Origin of the sequence: Ensifer sp. Root31 (assembly GCF_001424825.1) — a bacterium.
GTDB lineage: Bacteria > Pseudomonadota > Alphaproteobacteria > Rhizobiales > Rhizobiaceae > Ensifer > Ensifer canadensis.
The window spans coordinates 177,675-197,129 of the sequence record NZ_LMCO01000034.1 but is presented as its reverse complement, the minus strand read 5'-3'; the positions used below and the strand labels follow the sequence as shown (position 1 = coordinate 197,129).

At 62.1% G+C, this 19,455-nt stretch carries 15 protein-coding genes; 5 read left to right on the top strand and 10 right to left on the bottom strand.

Annotated elements, in window-relative coordinates; genetic code table 11:
* Positions 1 to 200: 200 nt before the first annotated feature.
* On the top strand, positions 201 to 821 hold the full coding sequence (locus ASD00_RS25470; protein ID WP_057209919.1) for a pentapeptide repeat-containing protein: 621 nt from the start codon (positions 201 to 203) through the stop codon (positions 819 to 821).
* A 66-nt stretch (positions 822 to 887) separates the two neighbouring features.
* Here the strand turns inward: ASD00_RS25470 and ASD00_RS41935 are convergent, their stop codons facing one another.
* The gene (locus ASD00_RS41935; protein ID WP_025429345.1) at positions 888 to 1,142 is read right to left on the bottom strand and encodes a hypothetical protein; all 255 of its coding nucleotides are present in this window, start codon (positions 1,140 to 1,142) and stop codon (positions 888 to 890) included.
* A gap of 116 nt (positions 1,143 to 1,258) precedes the next feature.
* Positions 1,259 to 1,486: a hypothetical protein gene (locus ASD00_RS25465; RefSeq protein ID WP_057209918.1), complete on the bottom strand. Its 228-nt coding sequence runs from the start codon at positions 1,484 to 1,486 to the stop codon at positions 1,259 to 1,261.
* A gap of 475 nt (positions 1,487 to 1,961) precedes the next feature.
* Between ASD00_RS25465 and ASD00_RS25460 the strand changes: the two genes are divergently transcribed.
* Positions 1,962 to 7,736 carry an alkaline phosphatase D family protein gene (locus ASD00_RS25460; RefSeq protein ID WP_057209916.1) on the top strand — a complete coding sequence of 1,925 codons (5,775 nt, stop codon included), beginning with the start codon at positions 1,962 to 1,964 and terminating at the stop codon, positions 7,734 to 7,736.
* Between the two features lie 27 nt (positions 7,737 to 7,763).
* On the opposite strand, the gene ASD00_RS25455 is transcribed toward ASD00_RS25460, so the two are convergent.
* Positions 7,764 to 8,672 (bottom strand): SDR family oxidoreductase, encoded by a 909-nt coding sequence (locus tag ASD00_RS25455; RefSeq protein ID WP_057209914.1) that lies wholly within the window; start codon positions 8,670 to 8,672, stop codon positions 7,764 to 7,766.
* 89 nt (positions 8,673 to 8,761) lie between these two features.
* Here ASD00_RS25455 and ASD00_RS25450 point away from each other — a divergent pair, with 89 nt between their 5' ends.
* From ASD00_RS25450 to ASD00_RS25440, 3 genes are all read left to right on the top strand, one after another.
* A complete protein-coding gene (locus tag ASD00_RS25450; protein ID WP_156585780.1) occupies positions 8,762 to 9,460 on the top strand; it encodes a TetR family transcriptional regulator in 699 nt (232 codons plus the stop codon).
* Positions 9,457 to 10,479 carry a serine hydrolase gene (locus ASD00_RS25445; protein WP_057209912.1) on the top strand — a complete coding sequence of 341 codons (1,023 nt, stop codon included), beginning with the start codon at positions 9,457 to 9,459 and terminating at the stop codon, positions 10,477 to 10,479. Before ASD00_RS25450 ends, ASD00_RS25445 begins: the two co-directional genes overlap by 4 nt.
* A gap of 416 nt (positions 10,480 to 10,895) precedes the next feature.
* Positions 10,896 to 11,297 (top strand): YHS domain-containing (seleno)protein, encoded by a 402-nt coding sequence (locus ASD00_RS25440; RefSeq protein WP_244496126.1) that lies wholly within the window; start codon positions 10,896 to 10,898, stop codon positions 11,295 to 11,297.
* A 12-nt stretch (positions 11,298 to 11,309) separates the two neighbouring features.
* Here the strand turns inward: ASD00_RS25440 and ASD00_RS25435 are convergent, their stop codons facing one another.
* The 7 genes from ASD00_RS25435 to ASD00_RS25400 all read right to left on the bottom strand — a co-directional run bounded on the left by ASD00_RS25435 (position 11,310) and on the right by ASD00_RS25400 (position 19,350).
* Positions 11,310 to 12,224, bottom strand: coding sequence for a CoA transferase (locus tag ASD00_RS25435; protein WP_244496134.1), 915 nt, complete (start codon positions 12,222 to 12,224; stop codon positions 11,310 to 11,312).
* Positions 12,225 to 12,413: 189 nt separating this feature from the next.
* Positions 12,414 to 13,430, bottom strand: coding sequence for a LacI family DNA-binding transcriptional regulator (locus ASD00_RS25425; protein WP_057209902.1), 1,017 nt, complete (start codon positions 13,428 to 13,430; stop codon positions 12,414 to 12,416).
* A 123-nt stretch (positions 13,431 to 13,553) separates the two neighbouring features.
* A complete protein-coding gene (locus tag ASD00_RS25420; RefSeq protein ID WP_057209901.1) occupies positions 13,554 to 14,834 on the bottom strand; it encodes a D-tagatose-bisphosphate aldolase, class II, non-catalytic subunit in 1,281 nt (426 codons plus the stop codon).
* Positions 14,835 to 14,839: 5 nt separating this feature from the next.
* Positions 14,840 to 15,781, bottom strand: a complete 942-nt coding sequence (locus ASD00_RS25415) for a sugar kinase (protein WP_057209899.1) — start codon at positions 15,779 to 15,781, stop codon at positions 14,840 to 14,842.
* A gap of 19 nt (positions 15,782 to 15,800) precedes the next feature.
* Positions 15,801 to 16,763: an ABC transporter permease gene (locus tag ASD00_RS25410; RefSeq protein WP_057209896.1), complete on the bottom strand. Its 963-nt coding sequence runs from the start codon at positions 16,761 to 16,763 to the stop codon at positions 15,801 to 15,803.
* Complete coding sequence (locus ASD00_RS25405) at positions 16,760 to 18,283, bottom strand: sugar ABC transporter ATP-binding protein (RefSeq protein WP_025429327.1); 1,524 nt, start codon at positions 18,281 to 18,283, stop codon at positions 16,760 to 16,762. Before ASD00_RS25405 ends, ASD00_RS25410 begins: the two co-directional genes overlap by 4 nt.
* A gap of 176 nt (positions 18,284 to 18,459) precedes the next feature.
* Entirely contained in the window at positions 18,460 to 19,350 is an 891-nt protein-coding gene (locus ASD00_RS25400; protein ID WP_025429326.1) for a substrate-binding domain-containing protein, read from the bottom strand.
* Positions 19,351 to 19,455 lie beyond the last annotated feature (105 nt).

Below are 19,455 nucleotides of genomic sequence, written 5' to 3'. Positions count from 1 at the left end.
CGGCGAGCCGCTCCCAACTCTATCGCCGCCGCCGGCTTTACCAGTGAAAAATGACCCTGGCATCGGCAGGTTTTTGGCCAGCGAACGGTGCATGACTGTGCCAGCGACGCGGCGGACGCGGCCCGTTGGCTTGCGCGCCGTGCATTTCCACGCCAGACAGGCGGTTCTGACCCGACGAAGCAAGAGGAGGATCGCCCGACATGACCGACCGTAAAGCCGAAACCGCAGCCTCCAAGTTCGATGCAACGGTGACCAGCGCCGACTGGTATGGACAGACGATCTCTGACCGCAACCACAGCCGGACGCTTTTTGCCGATCTCGATATGACCGAGGCCACGAGCGCCGGCGCCGTCTTCAAGGAATGCACGTTCCGCCGCGCCAAGTTCAATTGCTCGCGTCACGAGGCAAGCGCCTTCATCAACTGCACCTTCGTCGGGTGCAATTTCTATGATGTCGCTTTCAACGCGTGCAAGTTTGTCGGCAGCGTGTTCGAGGCCTGCAAGTTCGACGCGACGAGCATCAAGGGCGGAAACTGGTCTTTTGTCGGACTGCAGGGGGCCGATCTTCGCAGTGCTGATATCGCCGACGTCGTGATGCGCGAGGCGGATCTGACCGGTGTGCGTTGCGACGGTGGATCGATGACTGGCGTTGATCTGTCCGGTGCGGCACTCGATCGCGGCAATTTCATCGGCTGCGATCTGCGCGGCAGCGACATCAGCACGATCGAGCCCGACACGGTGGCCTTGAAGCGCGCCGTCATCACCATCGATCAGGCGGTCATGATCTGCGAGGCCATGGGGCTGGTGGTTCGGGCTTCATGATCCCTGGTTAGGCATGGGAGGCGGCGCATCGGACCTTGAGGAAGCGTGGTTCGAACCCTTTATGCCTCAAGTCCGTGGCTCGCCGCTCGGCGCATAGACCGTCTTCTGCTTGAAGGCGAAGATATGGCCGCAGCGGCACCGCATCATGTGTTTAGCAGGATCGCTCGACGGGCGCTCCGTCGAAAAGCCCGTTGGCATCTGGTCGATGAGAAAACCACGGGTCCTGCTTTTCGGATCGTCGTTCTCCGAGGCTTCTGCAAAGCCGGACGCCCCACATTTTGAGCATTCCAGTTTTCTCGAATAACGATCTCTCGACACGATTGTCCCAATCCAAAATCAACTCGGCACCCGGACTATAGGAGGCGAGATGCGTGTTCAAGGCCGCCGAGGGAAAACCGCGCCAGGCTGAGGCCGGGTTGACGGCGGCCTGTTGCCGATCAGGCAGTATCCTGTCGGCGTCGCATCTCCGCTGCGATGGTCGCCTCGTCCTGCCGGAGCGACAGGCGCCTGGCTGCGCCAAGACCCTGAGTCCACGTCGACAGCGCGCGCTCCTTGCTGTCGTCCAGCCAATGCGCCAGCCCGCACCACAGCCCGTATTGCGCCGTACCGACCGGGAAGACCCGGCAATAGCGCGAAAGCTCATGCAGCGGATCGTTTTTTCCCATGACTTCTTTCTCACGGCTGCAGAAAGACGGAGGAAGCGCCGGGGCGCCCAAGTCGCTCACACGACGGGGTGAGGAGCCTACTACTTCTGGATTAGTGGTTCCCCTCTCACGTATCTGCGGACTTTCGCATATAATTCACCCGGCGCTAAGAGGGGGGCGTCAACCTCAGTCGAAATCAGGACATGGGTCGGAAGGGCCAATGCGGCGCTTTGTGTTCATGTACAACCCAAGGTTAAGTCGATATCTTCTGGCTTCGACGCATGGAATGGATGCGAGCATATTTTGCAGGCGTGGAAAGACCGGAAGAAAGGCGGCTGCGACCGAGGGTGGCGGCACATCTGGTGGAGAACTCTGTGCAGAGAAGCGACATTGGCAAAGGCAGATCGCAGACCGACAAAAGATCGGGGGCCGTCATCGACGAGGCGTTGCGATACCGCATCGCCGGGCGTCGCGGCAGCTTGCCGGAGAGGTCGGCATGAGCGACCTCGACACAGAATCGAAAACGGCCTGGATATCGCAGGGATTCGAACGGTTGGTCGATCGTGTTCGCAAGGCGCCCGCCAATGTGCACTTCGATATCCTGATCATCGGCAGCGGGTACGGTGGCGCCGTTGCCGCATCGAGCTTCGCCGGTCGCATGCATGAGGGCAGACCGATCTCCGTTGGCGTGCTCGAGCGCGGGCGTGAATATCTGCCAGGCTCGTTTCCGACAGGGCTTGGTGAATTGCCGCGCCATATTCGCAGCGACAACAACAAGGAGGGCCTGATCGACATAAGGATCGGTGCGGAGGTCGTTACCGTCGTCGCCAATGGCGTGGGCGGCGGCTCGCTGATCAATGCCGGGGTCATGGAAACGCCGCTGCCAAGCATATTCCATAGGGGATGGCCAGCGGCCCTCAAGGACCTCTCGGTCTGGAAATCCTATTTCGATCGCGCCCGTGATCTGCTCGGCAGCACCATCATGGGCACCCCAAACACCATTGCAAACCATGTTGATGGCGTGCCGCAAAAGTTTCGCTCCGTTCGCTCCATCGCCCCGGACGGCAATTTCCGCCCCGCCTCGATCACGGTCGCGATGAGCGACACCGTCAGTTCGGGCAATGTACGCCTTAACAAATGCGTGCGCTGCGGCGATTGCGCCACCGGCTGCAATGGGGGTGCGAAGAACTCGCTCGACGTCAATTTGCTGGCGCGGGCACACGAGTACGGTGCGGAAATTTTCAGCGGTGCGACCGTGCTGACCATCGCCAGGGATGGCGAGGCGGGCTGGATCGTCAACAGCGTCTACACCGACGCAAAATTGCGAAAGCGCGACGGCGGGACGGTGCCGATCAGGGCGCGCAAGGTCGTGCTTGCCGCCGGTACTCTCGGCTCCAGCGAAATCCTGATGCGGTCACGCGGATTGGGCCTGCAACTGCCCGACAAGAACCTCGGAACACGGTGCTCGACCAATGGTGACATGCTGGTTGCCGACTATGCCACAACAGCCACTGTCAACACTGTCGCGGATGAAACGGTCAAACCCTCGGCCCGGGCGATCGGGCCGATGATTACCGGCGTGATCGACCTGCGTGCCTCCGCCGGTGTCATGATCGAGGAAATGTCGGTGCCGGCCGCCCTGCGCATCGCCTTTGCCGAGGTTTTTGCCACGCTCAATACGCTGCACGGCCTCGCCAGGCATGACGGCAGCCGTCACCGGCCGGGGTTTCCGGATGACGATATCTACGCAGTGCCGCCGGCACGCATCGGCCACTCGGCCCTCTACGCCGTCATGGCCGATGATGGCGCGGCGGGTCGGATCGAGCTCGACGGTGATCCAATCGCGACCGATCGCGACGGCATCGCGCGGATCCGCTGGGACAAACTGCAAGGCCTGCCGATCTTCGACAAGGAGATCGAGGCGCTCGCTGCACTGACCAAGAATTCAGGTGGCCGCCTCATCCCCAATCCGGTTTGGAAACTGTTGCCGGCCGATCTGACCTGGCTGCTCAAAGACCAGCGTGGACCGTTGGCAACCGTCCACCCGCTTGGCGGATGCGTGATGGCCGATACCGGCGCGGACGGTGTGGTCGACCATCTGGGGCGCGTCTTCACGTCGGCGGATTCCGATGCTGTGTATGACGATCTCGTCGTGCTCGACGGATCGATCATTCCAACGGCCCTTGCAACGAACCCTGCCTTGACGATTGCCGCGATCGCGCTGCGCGCGGCCGAAATGTTGGCGGACGAGTGGGGCTATGCGGCGGCCGAAGCCCGGCCCACGGGTCCACCACTGGTTCGTCCGGTCTTTCGCAGCACCGACGTTGCCGCACGGGCGCAGTCGAGCGAAGTGGAAATCACCGAACGGCTTGTCGGCCCCATTCGCCTGACGCCTACTGATGGGGTCGAGGAAACCCGGATCGTCGAGCTGACCATGCGGTTTACACCGACGAGACTTGGACAGTTGACGCCGAACAATGGCGGACATCCGATCCTTCGTGTAGCGACCGAAGTGCCGGATCGCGCCATCAGAAGCCAGATCCGGATCTTCCCCCGGGAGGTCTGGGAAACGCTCGAGACAACTTGGTTGCCTCTGCATGTGAAGGAGCAGCGACTCGACGCCGCCGTCGAGTTCAGCGCGCCGATTTCCGGCAGCCTCAGGATATTCGAGCGGCAGGAAAGCACGTTGCTTGGGCGGGTGTGGCGTGCCGGCAAGGCGTGGACGCTGAACCGGGGCCTTCGCGACGGCTACCAGGCTCTTGTCGATGGGGATGACGGCCCCGGTATCTGGTCGCGGCTTAAATCGGCTTTTGCGATCGCCAGCCGCTCCGGCGAGATCAGGGCGCTCAGCTATGATCTGACCATTGGGCCACGGGACGTCGGCGGCAAGATCACGCTTGCTGGCAACCGTATCGTCGGCACCAAGACCTTCACCTATGAGAGGCGCTGCAACCCCTGGCGCCAACTCATGGAGGTGAGGCTCGACAGGTTTCCAGGCCTCAGCGCTGACAGCGGCGAGCGCGTGCTGAAACTCGATGTCGGCTATCTCGCGCGGATCGGCCTGCCGTTATTCCGGATCGTCAATCAACGCGATGGCGCCAACACCATCGGCGAATTGCTGACATTCTTCGGCTTCGTCACGCGGCTTCTGCTTGGTCTGCACATCTGGAGCTGTCGTTCTCCCGACCAGGACAAGCGGTCAAGCGAGGCGATCGTCAACCGCCTGCCGCCGACCACCCTGAAGCTGCCTGGCGGCGCATCGATCACCGCCGAACTGCACCGCATCGCGCTTGCGCCCGAACGGCCGGATGGCGGAGGCAACGACATCCCCGGCGAAGTGCGGCTGACGCGCTATCGTCATCCCAACACCAAGAAGCGGCCGCTGGTGATGTTCCACGGCTATAGCGCCAGCGGCACGACGTTTGCGCATCATGCGGTCAACCCCAATTTCGCCAGCCATTTCTGGTGCACCGGCCGTGACATCTGGATCGCCGATCTGAGAACCAGCGCTGGTCAGCCGACCGCGACGCAGGCCTGGAGTTTTGACCAGATCGGCAATGTCGACGTGCCGGCAGCCCTGAAGACGGTGGCGGCGACGTCGCCGGACGGAACGGTCGACGTGATCGCCCATTGCATGGGAACCGTCGTTTTCAGCATCGCGGTTTTGAACGGCCATGCGACCGGGCTCGTCAATCGCGCGGCGTTCACGCAGGTCGGCCCGCTCGTGGTCTTCGCACCGGCCAACATCTTTCGCGCCTATGTCGTGCGCTATCTCATCGATTTCCTGCCGGACTGCTACAGCTTCAACCCGAAGGAGCCGACACTGGCCGACGATCTTCTCGATCGGCTGCTGTCGACACTGCCCTATCCCGTCGAGGAATTCGACGTCGAAAATCCGCGATGGCCGACGAAACGAACGCCCTGGACGCGGACGCGGCACCGCATGGACGCGCTTTACGGTCGCGATTTCAACGTGCGCAACATGGAGCCCGAGATGCTGCGCTATATCGACGAGCATTTCGGTCCGCTGAGCCTGTCGACGGTGTCGTCGACACTGCATTTCGTGCGCTATTCGACGATGACGGACTTTCATGGGCGCAATCGCCTGGTCTCGCGCCAGAATCTGGAAAAGCACTGGTCGTTCCCGACCTTCAGCGTGCATGGGGCGGAAAACGGCCTGTCGCACGTCTCGACCGTTGATCGCATGCGGCAGATTTTTGGCGATGCTGGTCGGGTCTATAGGCCTCCCTTCGTCAACCCGGGTGCGGGCCATCAGGATGCTCTGGTCGGAACGACGCGTCATGCGACCTTGCAGCAGATCCAGCAGTTTCTCGACGCCGACATACCGACGGGTGTAATCAAGGCCGACAGCGAAAAAGTGGTCTATCCGCCCTGGATCGGTCCGATCCTCACTGAAGAGCGCCCGAAGACGCCGGCGCTGGTGATCCGCCTTGGTTCGGCGCCCTCGCACCGGGCGACGGAAGCCGCATTGTTGCTGCGCATCCGGCTGGTCAACGAACGTATCTGTCGACCGGATGATGCGGCGAAGCCCTGGGATATCCAATATCTCATCGAACACCTTGTGGCCTATACCTCCAAGGCGCTTGAAGACGATGGCTGGGACGCATTCGAAGCCCCGCTGCCGGCCCGCATGCCGGGCAACGCTGGTGCGGGTCGCGGCAATGCGCTTCTGGTCCTGTTGGTCTACGACGAGGATGCGGCGTTGGCGGCACCGGACCTCGATCATGAGGAGCCACCGCCGCCGCTTGAACCCATTGCGGCACCACCGCCGGTGATCGTGCTGCGCGAGACCGCCGCTCCGCGTGATCCGATTGCTGGTCCTGGCGGCGGGCTGTCGTTGCCGACCTTCGATTTCGACAGGCATCTGGCACAGCCCGGCCGTGCCGGGCAGGGGCCAGCCTACGGCTATTTCGTTGCCGATATCGCGAAGAAGCAGATGCGCCGGCTGGATCCGACAGGTGCGGGCAATGCCGCGAGCAAGCAGGCGATCGCCTTTGCCTTCAGTCGATTTGAAGAAATGGCCGTCGCTGTGGAGCGTGCGCTCGCCTTTCCCACTCCGAATACAAAGCGGCAGGGTTTCATGCAGGCAGCGCCTCTTCCCGTTGTCGAACAGGATTTCGACTTGAGGGACGGCGTCATTCCCTACGATCCGCCGGTGCAGCCGCCCCTGGAACCGACGCCGAACGGCACCAGTTTTACGCTGTCGTCGTGCCAGTATCCGGCCGGATTTCTCGACGAGGCCGTCGCCTACCATTCCTATCGCCGCATCGGCGAGCGGCTCGACGCCAATGTCGGCATCAAGCCGCGCTTCGCGCTTTTCGTCGGCGACCAGGTCTATGTCGACCCGACAGCGGGCCTTTATGACCCGACCCGGCGGGACGATCGATATCGTCTGCCCTATGAAGCCTGGCTCAACCAGCAAAGCGTGCGCAACGTGCTGCGGAAGATCCCGTCCTTCATGCTGCTTGATGATCATGAGATCGACGACAATTGGGAGCCGATTTCCGATCCCGACGACGATGACAACGCCGAAAAGGTGACGCGGGGCATCGAAGCCTACAGGAAGTATCAGCGCGGCATGCATGCCAAGCTCGAGATGTTCGATTTCGACGGCTTTCATTTCTTCATGCTCGACACACGGACGCAGCGCACACACCGCAAGGTCGGCGACGGTCTTAGGACGGCGGCGATGATTGCGCCGGCGACGATGGACAGTTTGAAGCAATGGCTGTTGCTGGCGCCCGCACCGAAGTTCGTGGTGTCGCCGGTGATGTTCCTGCCGCGGCATCGGCGCGCCATCCAACGCGACCGCAGCCTGTCGTGGACGAACCTGAGTGCGCTGCATTCCGACGGCTGGGACGGTTATCCCAACACGCTTCGCGAGGTGCTTGCCTATATCGCCGAGAACCGGGTCGAGCATGTGGTGTTTCTCTCGGGCGATGAACATCGAGGCTGCATCGCCACCGTCGATCTATGCGATGAGGATGGCTCTCTCATCACTCGTCTACACTCGATCCACACGGCGGCGATGTTTGCGCCCTATCCCTTCGCCAACGGCATCGACGAGGAGATCGTCGACAGCGAGGCGATCGAGATCCGAAATGGTGCGAAGACCTACCGCTGCGTCGTCAATGCAACGCGCCCGGCGGCTGGAGACGGGGCGACATTTCTGCGTGTGCGTGCCGCTGCCGCCGGTTGGGAACTCGATTGCGAGTTCGGTGACGGTGCGATCCAGACACTGACGATCTGATCGCTGGACGCCTTCGCGTGAGATGTTTCAGCGATAGCCCGTCGCGTCGGCGGGCTTGTTCTGCTCCATCACCTCGCGCATGTAACGCCAGCAATCGGGGCGCGAGCCGTCGAGGTCGGTGAAGCCGTATTCCTGGGCAAGGCTGCCGCTCGACAGCGATTGCCCGTTCCACCGGGCCTTCTGCGGATCCGCGGCCAGCGCCGCGATGGCGCGGCCGACGAAGCGTGGACTTTCGGAAATGACGAAATGCGGCTGGATCTTCGTTGCCTCTCGCCAGGTTTCTTCCGTCACTTGGAAATGCTCCAGCATCATTTCAGAGCGCATCCAGCCCGGGGTAATCGAGATGGCCGTGGCGCCGTACGGTTCCAGATCCTTGGCATGTGCCCAGGCCATGCGGTTGGCCGCGACCTTGGCGAGGTCGTAGAAGGGCGAGAGCCGATAATGCTCGGCATTGTACTCGGCCGTTCCGTCCGTCACCTCGACAAGCAGCCCGCCGCGATTTTCGATCATCAGCGGCAGGGCATGGTGGGCGGTGATCAGATGCGTGTCGATCGCCAGGCGCAACAGCTTCAAGCCGTTGTCGAGATCATGTTCCCATACCGCCTTGTTCCATTCGAACAGGTTTTCTCCACCCCAGACGTCGTTGACGAGAATGTCGAGCCGACCGTGCTCGCGCCGGATGCGTTCGATGAGAGCCTTCACCTGCGTGGATTGCAGGTGGTCGACCTGCACCGCGACGCCTTCGCCGCCGAGTTCGCTGACGAGTTCCGCCGTCTCCTCGATGGTTTCGGGGCGCTTGTATTCCGACTGCTGGCTTCTCGTGGTGCGGCCGGTGACATAGACGGTTGCGCCCGCCGCACCGAGTTCGGCGGCAATGCCGCGTCCGCCGCCGCGAGTGGCGCCTGCGACCAATGCAATTTTTCCCTTGAGCGTCATATTTTCCTCCATCGGTGATCGAGGCCATCTGGTCGTGGCTATGAGAATAGGATATATAAACGATTATTCGGTTATTAATGAGAGTCAAGATGCCACGCCCCAAAACAATGCCTGATGAAGATGTGTTGGCAGCCGCGTTGGCGATCATGCATGCGAGCGGCCCGGAGGGCCTGACCTTCGCCGCTCTTTCCACGGGCACCGGGCTCTCCGCCTCCACCCTGGTCCAGCGGTTTGAGAACAAGCAGCACCTCGTTCGGCGCACGCTTTTGCAAGCCTGGGACGGGCTCGACCGATTGACTTCAGAGCTTTCCGCGACCTTGCCGAAGACACCGGAAGGCGCCGTCGATCTGCTCGTCGGACTGTCCGGCGACTATGGCGGCATCGAAACCTATGCCGACGGGCTTCGGATCCTGCGCGAGGATTTGCGCGATCCGGCGCTTCGCGCCCGCGGCGCGCGATGGCGCGATGCGCTCTCACAGGCGCTGGATGAACGCCTCTCCGGTCCATCGGGGCCGGTACCCGGCATTGGCCTCCTGATGGCGTCCCACTGGCAGGGGGCCCTGCTTTGGTGGAGTTTCGATCCGCAGATCCCGGTTGCGGATTTCGTCCGGCAGAGCCTGCGCCGTTTCGTGTCGGTCCTCGCCACAGGCGCATCCGCTCCACCGCTGCTTGAAGTGCTGCGCGACTGGGCCACGACAGGACCGGCCGGTCACCCGGCTTCAAATCCGCGTGACATTGCGCGCGGCCCCATGACGCGGCCGCGCATTCATCCTAGATCGAATGCATGATCAGGTTTGCTGCCGCATTTTTTTCTCTACTGCTGATGTGCTTCCTGGCGGTCGCACAGGATCGGCCACCGCTTGCGGCGCTGTTGGACGGCCTTGCTGCGCGCGACGACCTCAAGCCATTGAAAACCGTGATCGTCTCACAAGCTGGCTCTGTCCTTGCCGAGCGCGGCTACCGGGGCACCCGCCCTACGGACACCAACAACATCAAATCGGCTTCCAAATCGATCGTATCGGCTCTGGTCGGCATTGCGATCGACAAGGGCTTGCTTGAGGGCCCGGACCAGAAGATCGCTCCGATCCTCAAGCCGGACCTGCCGGCTTCGCCCGATCCGCGGCTTGAGGACATCACCATCGGCAATCTGCTTTCGATGCAGGCCGGTCTCGGAAGGATGTCCGGTCCGAATTACGGCCGCTGGGTGTCCAGCCGGAACTGGGTCCGCTCCGCACTCGCGCAGCCGTTCGACGACGAACCGGGCGGGCAGATGCTTTATTCGACCGCGTCCACCCATTTGCTCTCGGCAATCCTGACCAAGGTCAGCGGCAAGTCGACGCTTGCTCTCGCCCGCGAATGGCTTGGTCCGATCAAGGGTTTTCGCATCGATGCCTGGGACCGCGATCCCCAGGGCATCTATCTCGGCGGCAACCAGATGGCCATGAGTGCGCGATCTCTGCTTGCTTTCGGCGAGATTTACCGCAACGGCGGCAAAACGGCAGATGGAAGACAGGTGGTGCCGGCGCAATGGATCGCACTTTCCTGGCAACCGCGCACCAATTCTCGGTTCTCCGGCGACATCTACGGCTACGGCTGGTTTCAGCGTCAGATCGCTGGCGAGACCGTGCATTTCGCCTGGGGCTATGGCGGCCAGATGCTCTATATCGTTCCGGCGTTGGATCTGACCGTGGTGATGACGTCTGAGGAGAGCGGCCCGTCGGCACGCACCGGTTACCGCGATGCGCTGCATCTGCTGCTCGGCGATATCATCGACACGGTCAGGGCGTCGCCGCGTCTCGGCGAATAGCTGCGTTTTCCACTCCATCACCGGCGAAACCTGCGGTGCTGGGTGCAGCCGCCGTGTCGCGTGCGTGGCTTCGTGCGGAGCGAACCTGCTGTGGATGAACGGCGTCTCCTTTTCCTGATGGGCTCGTGGGCCGCCGGCCGGCAAACGCAGGCTTGCACGGCAATTCAACCGGCGCCGGCACCGGAGATATCGTGCGCGCCGAGCGCGGGACGGGCCGTCATTTTGTCGGACGCTGTAACGCTTCCCCCTGATCGTAGTCTAACGATCAAGAGAAATAGAGATCGCAGGAGAAACACCGGTTTCGCGCAGCCGATTCATTGGATGCGCCGTATGTCTGCAACCAGGAAGACGCAGCAATCTGTCAACGTGGAGAAGCACCATGACAATTCCCAGACCCCTCCTTGGAGCCCTTATCGTTGCTCAGCTGGCAACTGTCGCCGGCCGGAGAGATCAACGAGAAGAGCGGTGTGGCGATTTCGGGCTATGATCCGGTCGCATATTTCGTCCAGAGCAAGCCGGTTGAGGGCAAAGCGGACCTTGCCGTGACCTACCGTGATGCCCGCTTCCTGTTCGCCTCGGAGGAAAACCGCAAAGCCTTCGAAGCAAACCCGGGAAAATATGCGCCGCAGTATGGCGGCTTTTGCGCCTACGGCATGTCCCGCGGCTACAAGGCCCCGATCGATCCGGCGGCGTTCACGATCGTCGATGACAAGCTCTACCTGAACTACGATCAATCGGTGCTGGAAACCTGGCGCAAGGATATCAAGGCTTATGTGACCAAGGCCGATCAGAACTGGCCGGCGGTGAAACTGCAGTAAGCCGGTGGACGCTCAGCTATCCTGTGTCTCATCAATGAGGCGCAGGATAGCCTCGCGATCTTCATCGAGATGCGGCGGGCGCTTGCGGTACTGCACCGGTGTTGCCGACATCTTCAGCGGATTGCCCAGAACGCGGATCGGGGTCTCACCTCCTTGGTCCTCCATGCTGACCACCATTCCGCGCGCGAGCGTATGCGGATCACGCAGGGCCTGATCGACACTAGCAACCCGACCGGCGGGAACACCCTCGGCGTTCAGCCGTATCTCCCAATTGCGAGCGGTGTCCTTGACGATTTCGCCGGCGATGATGGCCTGCAGGTCTGCCAGATTGGCAAGTCGATCGCGATTGCGGCGAAAGCGAACGTCTTCGGCCAGTTCCGGTTTGCCGATGACGGCAGCAAAGCGGGCGAACTGAGCATCGTTGCCGACGGCGACAGCCAGATGTTCGTCGGCCGCCTCGAAGGTCTGGTACGGCGCGATATTGGGATGGGCGTTGCCGATGCGGCCCGGCACACGCCCGGATACCAGATGATTGGTTGCCGCATTGATCAGCCAGGCGATCTGGCTGTCGTAGAGGGCGAGATCGATCTGCTGGCCTTGCCCTGTGCGGTCGCGATGGCGCAACGCCGCCAGAATGCCTACGGTCGCGTACATGCCGCACATCACGTCTGCTATCCCGACGCCGGTCTTGACCGGAGAACCACCGGCCGTGTCCGGCTCGCCTGTAATGCTCATGATGCCGCCCATGGCCCGGATCAGGAAATCGTACCCGGTGCGGTGGCTGTAGGGGCCGGTCTGGCCAAATCCCGAGATCGAGCACCAGATCAGATCGGGCTTGATGGCTGCCAGATCCTCATAGGCAAGGCCGCGGCGCGCCAGATCGCCCGGCTTGTAATTTTCGACGACGATATCGGAAATCCGCGCCAGGCGACGCTCGAGGTCGACGCCTTCCGGCGTGGCGATGTCGATTGCGATCGACTTCGTTAGTCATGGGGACTGAGTGTTAGACCGGAGCCGAGCGTCAAGTATTGACGTTTGTCTCGATTGTTCTCGGAGAGTTCAAAGATGGCTTCCGGCGTTGTTCTATCCAGACGAACACGTCTTGAAAGGGCACCGCTAGGCCGAGCCGCGCAGCATGATCTCGGCGCTGAGCAGAATGCGCTCGTCCGCGGGGAAGGCCTGGTCGTCGTTCTCAGTTTCGCCGAGCTTGAACAGTAGCAGCTCGATCGCCAGCCGGCCGATCTCGTTGTAGTTCTGCGCCACAGTCGTCAGCGGTGGACAGGTGTAGCGCGACAGCGGATGGTCGTCGTGGCCTGCCACCCGCAGGTCACTGTCCGGTTCGCGGCCGACCTTGACGCCGGACTGGAAGGCCGCCGCAATCACGCCGAAGGCAACGCGGTCGTTGGCGCACAGCACCGTCTTCGTCGGAAAACCGCCTTCTCCCAGAATGCGCAGCGTTTCGTCGTAGCCGAACTTTTCGAAATCCCACGAGGCGTTCGGCGCCGTCGGCACGATGACGGGATCCATCTTCAGCTGCTGCATCGCCTCCTCATAGGCGTGTTGGCGGGCGAGCGCGTTGTTGTTGACCGGCGGCATGCCGAAGTAGCAGGGCGGTGCGCCGGACCGGCAGAGATAATCGACCATCAGCTTGAAGCTCTGGCGGTTGTCCGTGCCGACGAAGGAGGAACTGCCGTCGAGCGGCGAGTCGACATAAACAAGCGGGATGCTCTCGCCGAGCGAGGTGAGTTTTTGGTGATGGGACTGGACGCCGAGCGGGGCGATGATCGCGCCGGCGACATTCATCGACTTGAAGGTTGCGATGGCGCGCTCTTCCATCTCCGGCTTGCCGTCGGAGGAGAGAACGAAGGCGAGAAAGCCCGCCTGGTTGGCGATATGTTCGATCCGCCGCGTCAGCGCCATGTAGAACGGGTCGGTCGAATTGGGAACGATGACGCCAAGAATATTGGTTCGCCGCCGGTTGAGATTGACGGCGAAGATGTTGGGCCGGAAGCCGGATTGCTTGATCGCGGCCTCGATGGCGTCGCGGGTCTTCTTGCGAACCGAAGTCGGATCGTTGAAGTATTTGGAGACAGTGGGGCGTGACAAACCAACGAACTCCGAAAAATCCTCCATCGTCTTGATTTGTCTGTCCACGGTCGAAGCGCCCCCATTCTTCTTTTGGGTTTCGTTTATAGATTTATTTCCGAGGGATAGGCAGTGTCGACTACGAAATATTCACGGAATGAACGGTCGGATCTATCCTTTGCAGGCGGTGAAGTAATCCTCCAGAACCGCATCGACGGCGGCAATCGCCAGGGCCTTTGCTTGCGGCGGCACCTGACCGTCTCGCACGCGCTCGTAACTGCCCGAAAGATACTGGCTGATCAGCGTCTCGGGGATGGTGACGCCATCGAGCAGGCGAAGAAGCTCTTCCACTGCAGTCGCGACCTTCGGGTGCGGCCAGTAATAGCGGATGCGGTCGCTGTAGGAGAAATGGCGCTGAAGACGCAGCGCGTCGGGCGAGCCGTGATAATACTTGCCCCAGTTGCCCGGCTCCTCGCGCATGACCTCTTCGGTGACCTCGGCCAGCGTTTTGGATCGCGCATCGGGAAACAGGAACGCGGCGATCTGGTCGAGCCCGTAAAGCGCTTCACGCAATGCAAACGTGAGGCCGGGGCCGACCTTGAGGATGGCAAAACCATCCGTCACCAGATCACGAAGTGCTTCTTGCGTCTGGTAGTCGGTGGAATGCGCCTCGAAGACGAGGCCGTTTAGCTCGGCCAGGCTTGCGCTCAACTGAGCGGCCCTCGGCCGGTCATAGGCGATCACGTTCTCGTTGCCGAATTCGACGCCCGGCTGGACGACGGCGCCGACAACCCGGGAGAAGGCCTCGCCGGCACCTGCATCGCTGAACGCCTGCCGATGAATATCGACGGTCTCGACGGCTGCTTCGGGTGCGGTAACTTCGAGCGTATCCAGTTCCTCGAGCGCGCCGCCGGGAACAGGCACCTCGGTGCCGATGATGTAGACCGGGGCGATGCCGTTACGTCCGCGGATGGCATCTTCGGCGGCGGCGGCAAGCCGCGCGGCACGCAACGCCGTCGTCGCATCGGGAAGGGCGACGGGTTCGCCGGCGCAGCCCATGCTGGTATCGAGATGCAGCTTGGTGAAGCCGGCCGCGGCATAGGCGCGGATCATCGCTTCCGCCTTGTCCATCGCCTCATCGGCCGGCAGATGTTTCCACGGGTTGGGGCCGAGATGGTCTCCGCCGAGGATGATGTTTTCGATCGGGAAGCCGGTCTTTGCGGCGATCTCCCCGACGAAACGGGTGAAATCGGCGGGCGTCATGCCGGTATATCCGCCGTCTTGATTGACCTGGTTGCAGGTCGCCTCGATCAAGAGATGGGTGTCTTCCCTAAGGGCACGCAGCATTGCGGCCTCGATGACCAGCGGATGCGCCGAGCAGATCGAAGGAATACCGCGCAGGCCCGGACGGTCGCGCCACTGGGCAATGTCGATCAGATAATTGGGTTTCATGGTCTTCAATCCTTTCGCGCGCTGATGAAGGCTTCGAGTTCTGCTCTCGTCGATGCGCCCTCCATCGGGCCGGAGATCATCACGGCGCGAGCGCCCGACGCGTTGGCGAGTTCAAGCGCTTCGCGGGGGCTGGCGTCATTCAGCCAACAGGTGACGAAGGTGGCGCCGAAGCAGTCGCCCGCGCCGGTCGGATCGATCTCTTCGACGGCAAAGCCGGGCAGGGAGAGCGTCGTTTCCGCATCGAAGTAGCTGGCGCCTTCGGCGCCGCGCTTGACCACGATGACCCTGATGCCGGAGGCGAGAAGTTCGGCGATGGCGTCCGCCTCGGTTTTCGCTTCAGTGAACAGGAAGAGTTCGGCGCCGCTCGGCAGGAACACGTCGGTCTTGGCAAGGACTGTCCTCAGCGCTTCCCGCATCCCCGGGCTTTCGAGGATTTCTGCGCGAAGGTTCGGATCGAAGGAGACCGTGCCACCGGCTGCCTTGATGATGTCGATTGCGGCGAGAATGCTCTCGACCACGCTCGGAGCGTAGAGCGACGACCCCATCACATGCAGGTGGCTGCAGCTTTGAACCAGCGCGATTGCGTTGTCATCGAGGGAAATGGTGCCGCAGGCGCTGTCGCGGATGTTGAAGACGAAGGCACGGCTGCCGTCATGACGGTAGCGAACGAAGGCGCTGCCGGTTGTGGCGAGCGGATCGACCGCGATGCCGGAGGTATCGACGCCGTCCGCCTCAAGGCGGGCGAGGTTGACGTGACCGAAGTCGTCGCCGCCAACGCGGGAAATGATCGCGCTCGCCTGGCCGAGCTTGCCGACCTGGTCGATGAAGATGGCGGGCGCGCCGGAAGGGAAAGGCCCGACCAGTGGTGTCGCCTGCCGGAAGCCGTCGCCCTTTTCGGTGGCGATGATCTCGACGAGGATCTCGCCGATCGTCAGTATCTTGTGCATGGGTTTCACTCGTGCCGGGTCAGCGCTTTGCCTGTTTGGCGCGAACGTCGAGCCAAACGGCGACAAGGATCACGAGGCCCTTGACGATGAGCTGGTAGAAATAGGGGATGGAAAGCATGTTCATGCCGTTGTTCATCACGCCGATGATGAGCGCGCCGATGAGCGTGCCGACCATGGTGCCGACACCGCCAGCAAGCGAGGTGCCGCCGAGAACGGCCGCGGCGATGGCATCGAGCTCGTAGCTCATGCCGGCATTGGTCTGGGCGGAAAAGAGGCGCGAGGAGAGCAGCACGCCGCTGATCGCCGCCATCACGCCCGAGATCATGAAGATGATGATCTTGAGGCGATCGACCTTGATGCCGGAATAAACAGCCGCTTCGCGGTTGCCGCCGGTAAGATAGGCGCGACGACCGAAGCTCGTCTTGCTGAGCACGATCTGGTTGATGACGAAGAGCACGGCAACGACCCAGATGATGGTGGGCAGGCGGAGGAAGCTCTCGGTGCCGATGGCGGTCCATGTCGCGTTGTCGATCATCGCCGGCGCGCCGTTGGTCGGCAGGCTGACGAGGCCGCGATAGATGCCCATCGTGGCGACGGTGACGATGAACGACGGCAGTAGCAGTTTTGCCGTCAACACGCCGTTGAGCATCCCCATCAGCGCGCCCGCCACGATAGTTACCGCGAGTGCCGGGCCGAAGCCGAGCCCGAAGGCGAAACATTGCGCCCCGACCATGCCGGCGACTGCGATGATCGAGCCGACCGACAGGTCGATCTCACCGAGCAGGATCACCCAGGTCATGCCGAAGGCGGCAATAGCGATCACGGCCACCTGCTGCAGGATGTTCATGAAGTTGACGACCGACATGAACCGGGGATTGAGGAACGAGAAGATGACGCAGAGCATCACCAGCGAGAGGAAGATGCCGCCATATTGCTTCAATGCCCTGACGAGGGCGGCCTGGGCTGCAGTTTGCTGGGTCATGATTGGAAACCTGTCGCGTGCGCCATGATCGTTTCGGGGGTAAGGTCGGTGCCGGCGAGGGTCGCGCCGAGCACGCCTTCATGCATGACGACCACGCGGTCGCTCATTCCAAGCACCTCCGGCAGCTCGGAGGAGATCAGCAGGATCGCCGTTCCTTCGGCCGCCAGCTGGCGGATGATCTTGTAGATTTCGAATTTCGCGCCGACGTCGACGCCGCGGGTCGGCTCGTCGAGGATCAGCACCTTCGGCCGGGTCAGGAGCCATTTGGCGAGCACGATCTTCTGCTGGTTGCCGCCGCTGAGAGAGCCTGCCGGCGTGTCGAGCGAGCGCGTCTTGATGGCAAGCCTGCCGACCTCGGCTGCCGCTGCCTTGCGCTCGGCGCTGCCGCGGGTAAAGCCAAACGGGCCGGTGAAGTCAGGCAATGCCGCCATGGAAATGTTCCACTCGACGCTGTGCCCGAGCACGAGGCCTTCTTCCTTGCGGTTTTCGGTGACGAAGCCGATGCCGCGGGCAATCGCTTCGGCCGGCGAGCGGAAGCGAACCTCCTTGCCGTCGAGGCGAACCGTGCCGCTCGCGTTCTTCATGCCGAACAGTGCGTTCATCACTTCGGAGCGACCTGAGCCGACGAGGCCGAAGAAGCCGAGGATCTCGCCGGCGCCGACCGTGAAGGAAATATCGGCGAATTCCTCGTCGCGCGTCAGACGCTCGACCGCCAGGACCGGAGGCTGATCCGAAGTAATCTCCGTCGAGCGAACGTGGATTGGGGGCGGATAGATCTCCTCCATCCGACGGCCGACCATCAGCGCAATCAGCGCCTCGATCGTGACGTCGTTGCGATCGTGAGTGGAGACATACTCACCATCGCGGATGACGGTGATGTCGTCGCTGAGCCGCATGATCTCTTCCATGCGGTGGGAAATATAGATGACCGCGACGCCGCGGCTTTTCAGCCGGCCGATTATGTCGAACAGGATCTCGGCCTCGCTGTCGCTGAGCGACGAGGTCGGCTCGTCGAGAATGACGACCTTTGCCTCATGGCTGAGGCCCTTGGCGATCTCGACCAGCTGCCGCTGGGCGATCGAGAGATTGCCGACCTTCTCGGTGACGTCGATCGGCAGCCCGAGTTCAGCGACGATCGACCTTGCCCTGGCAACGAGCGCCTTATCGTTGATGAAGCCGAACTTGCGCGGCTCGCGCGTCGCCAGAATATTCTCCGCCACCGTCAGGTTGTTGCAGAGGCTCAATTCCTGGAACACGATCGCAAGCCCGAGCGCTGCTGCCTGCTGCGGGTTGGTGGGGCGATAGGGTTGATTGTCGAGGGTAATGTCGCCTGACGTCGCGCTGTGAACGCCGGCAAGAATCTTCATCAATGTCGATTTGCCGGCACCGTTTTCGCCGAGCAGTGTATGCACGCGGCCGCGGCGGACATCGAGCCGCATGCTCTTCAACGCGGCAACCTGCCCGAATGACTTCGTGACATTGCTGATCTTGAGAACGGTGTCCGTGGTCGAACCATGCATGGCGGCCTCCTTGGATCGCGCCGAGAAGCGCCTCCGGGCTGCAGCGCAACGTGTCTCATCAGACGCGCAAAGGTCGCTGTAGCACTTCGAATTGCTGCCCGTTTTTGTCGGCAGCAGGCGGAGGCGTTCGTCGTGTTGGTGCCGCCGCCCTCGGGCGGCGGCTGTCCTGGGAGGACTTACTTTGCGGTGTAGACGCCGGGCACGATCGGCTGTTCGGCCGGAACCTGTTCGCCGGCGGCAACCTTGACGGCAGTGTCGACGGCCTGCTTGCCCATCTGGTCGGGGAACTGCTGGATCACGCCGACCATCACCGGGTTGGTGTCGACAGCGTCGCGGGCTTCCTTCATGCCATCGAAGCCGATGACCTTGACCTGGGATTCGAGGCCCGCCGCCTTGACGGCAACCGCTGCAGCAAGCGCTGCGTCATCACCGAAGCCGAAAATGCCGGTGATGTCAGGGTTGGCCTGCAGCATGTTCTGTGCCGCTGCGAGTGCTTCGGCGCGGGTGATGCCGGTCTGGATGGCGACGATTTCCATCTCCGGATGCTTGGCGATCGCTTCCTTGAAGCCGTTGACGCGGTTCACGACCGACTGGACGGTTGGGTAGTCGATAACGGCGACCTTGCCCTTGTTCTCGAGAACCTTTGCCATCAGTTCGCCAGCCTTGACGCCGCCGGTGAAATTATCGGTGCCGATATGCGAGGTGACGGTCGCGCCGTTGGCAGGCACGTCGACGGTGATCACCTTGATGCCGGCCTTCTCGGCCTTTTCGATCGCGGCGCGCACGCCCTGGCTGTCGACCGGCGAAATGACGATCACGTCAACGCCCTTGACGATGAAATCCTCGACGTCGGCGAGTTGCTTGTTGAGATCCTGGTTGGCAATCGCAACTTCGAGCGCGACGTTCTTCTCTTTCGCCTCGGCTTTCATCGCGTCGGCAAGCTCGATGTAGAACGGATGCTGCTGGGTCAAGAGCGAGGCGCCGATGCCTTCGGCCGATGCGGCGGAAGCAATCAGGGTCAGTGCCGTGCCGGCGACAAGCGCCTTGAGAATACGGGGCATGTTCATGGGTTTCCTCCCTTGGAAACGATGTGGGCCTTTGGTCTTGGCGGCCAAGCAGGAGGGGCCTCCCATCACCGTCTTGGCGATGATGTAAAAACCATAAAACTTTGC

Bases quoted from the DNA above. Each gene is read 5' to 3' on its own strand.
- ASD00_RS25410 (WP_057209896.1), bottom strand. From the start codon at position 16,763: ATGACCCAGCAAACTGCAGCCCAGGCCGCCCTCGTCAGGGCATTGAAG.
- ASD00_RS25455 (WP_057209914.1), bottom strand. From the start codon at position 8,672: ATGACGCTCAAGGGAAAAATTGCATTGGTCGCAGGCGCCACTCGCGGC.
- ASD00_RS25405 (WP_025429327.1), bottom strand. From the start codon at position 18,283: ATGCATGGTTCGACCACGGACACCGTTCTCAAGATCAGCAATGTCACG.
- ASD00_RS25445 (WP_057209912.1), top strand. From the start codon at position 9,457: ATGATCAGGTTTGCTGCCGCATTTTTTTCTCTACTGCTGATGTGCTTC.
- ASD00_RS25425 (WP_057209902.1), bottom strand. From the start codon at position 13,430: ATGGAGGATTTTTCGGAGTTCGTTGGTTTGTCACGCCCCACTGTCTCC.
- ASD00_RS25415 (WP_057209899.1), bottom strand. From the start codon at position 15,781: ATGCACAAGATACTGACGATCGGCGAGATCCTCGTCGAGATCATCGCC.
- ASD00_RS25465 (WP_057209918.1), bottom strand. From the start codon at position 1,486: ATGGGAAAAAACGATCCGCTGCATGAGCTTTCGCGCTATTGCCGGGTC.
- ASD00_RS25400 (WP_025429326.1), bottom strand. From the start codon at position 19,350: ATGAACATGCCCCGTATTCTCAAGGCGCTTGTCGCCGGCACGGCACTG.
- ASD00_RS25450 (WP_156585780.1), top strand. From the start codon at position 8,762: ATGCCACGCCCCAAAACAATGCCTGATGAAGATGTGTTGGCAGCCGCG.
- ASD00_RS25460 (WP_057209916.1), top strand. From the start codon at position 1,962: ATGAGCGACCTCGACACAGAATCGAAAACGGCCTGGATATCGCAGGGA.
- ASD00_RS25420 (WP_057209901.1), bottom strand. From the start codon at position 14,834: ATGAAACCCAATTATCTGATCGACATTGCCCAGTGGCGCGACCGTCCG.
- ASD00_RS25470 (WP_057209919.1), top strand. From the start codon at position 201: ATGACCGACCGTAAAGCCGAAACCGCAGCCTCCAAGTTCGATGCAACG.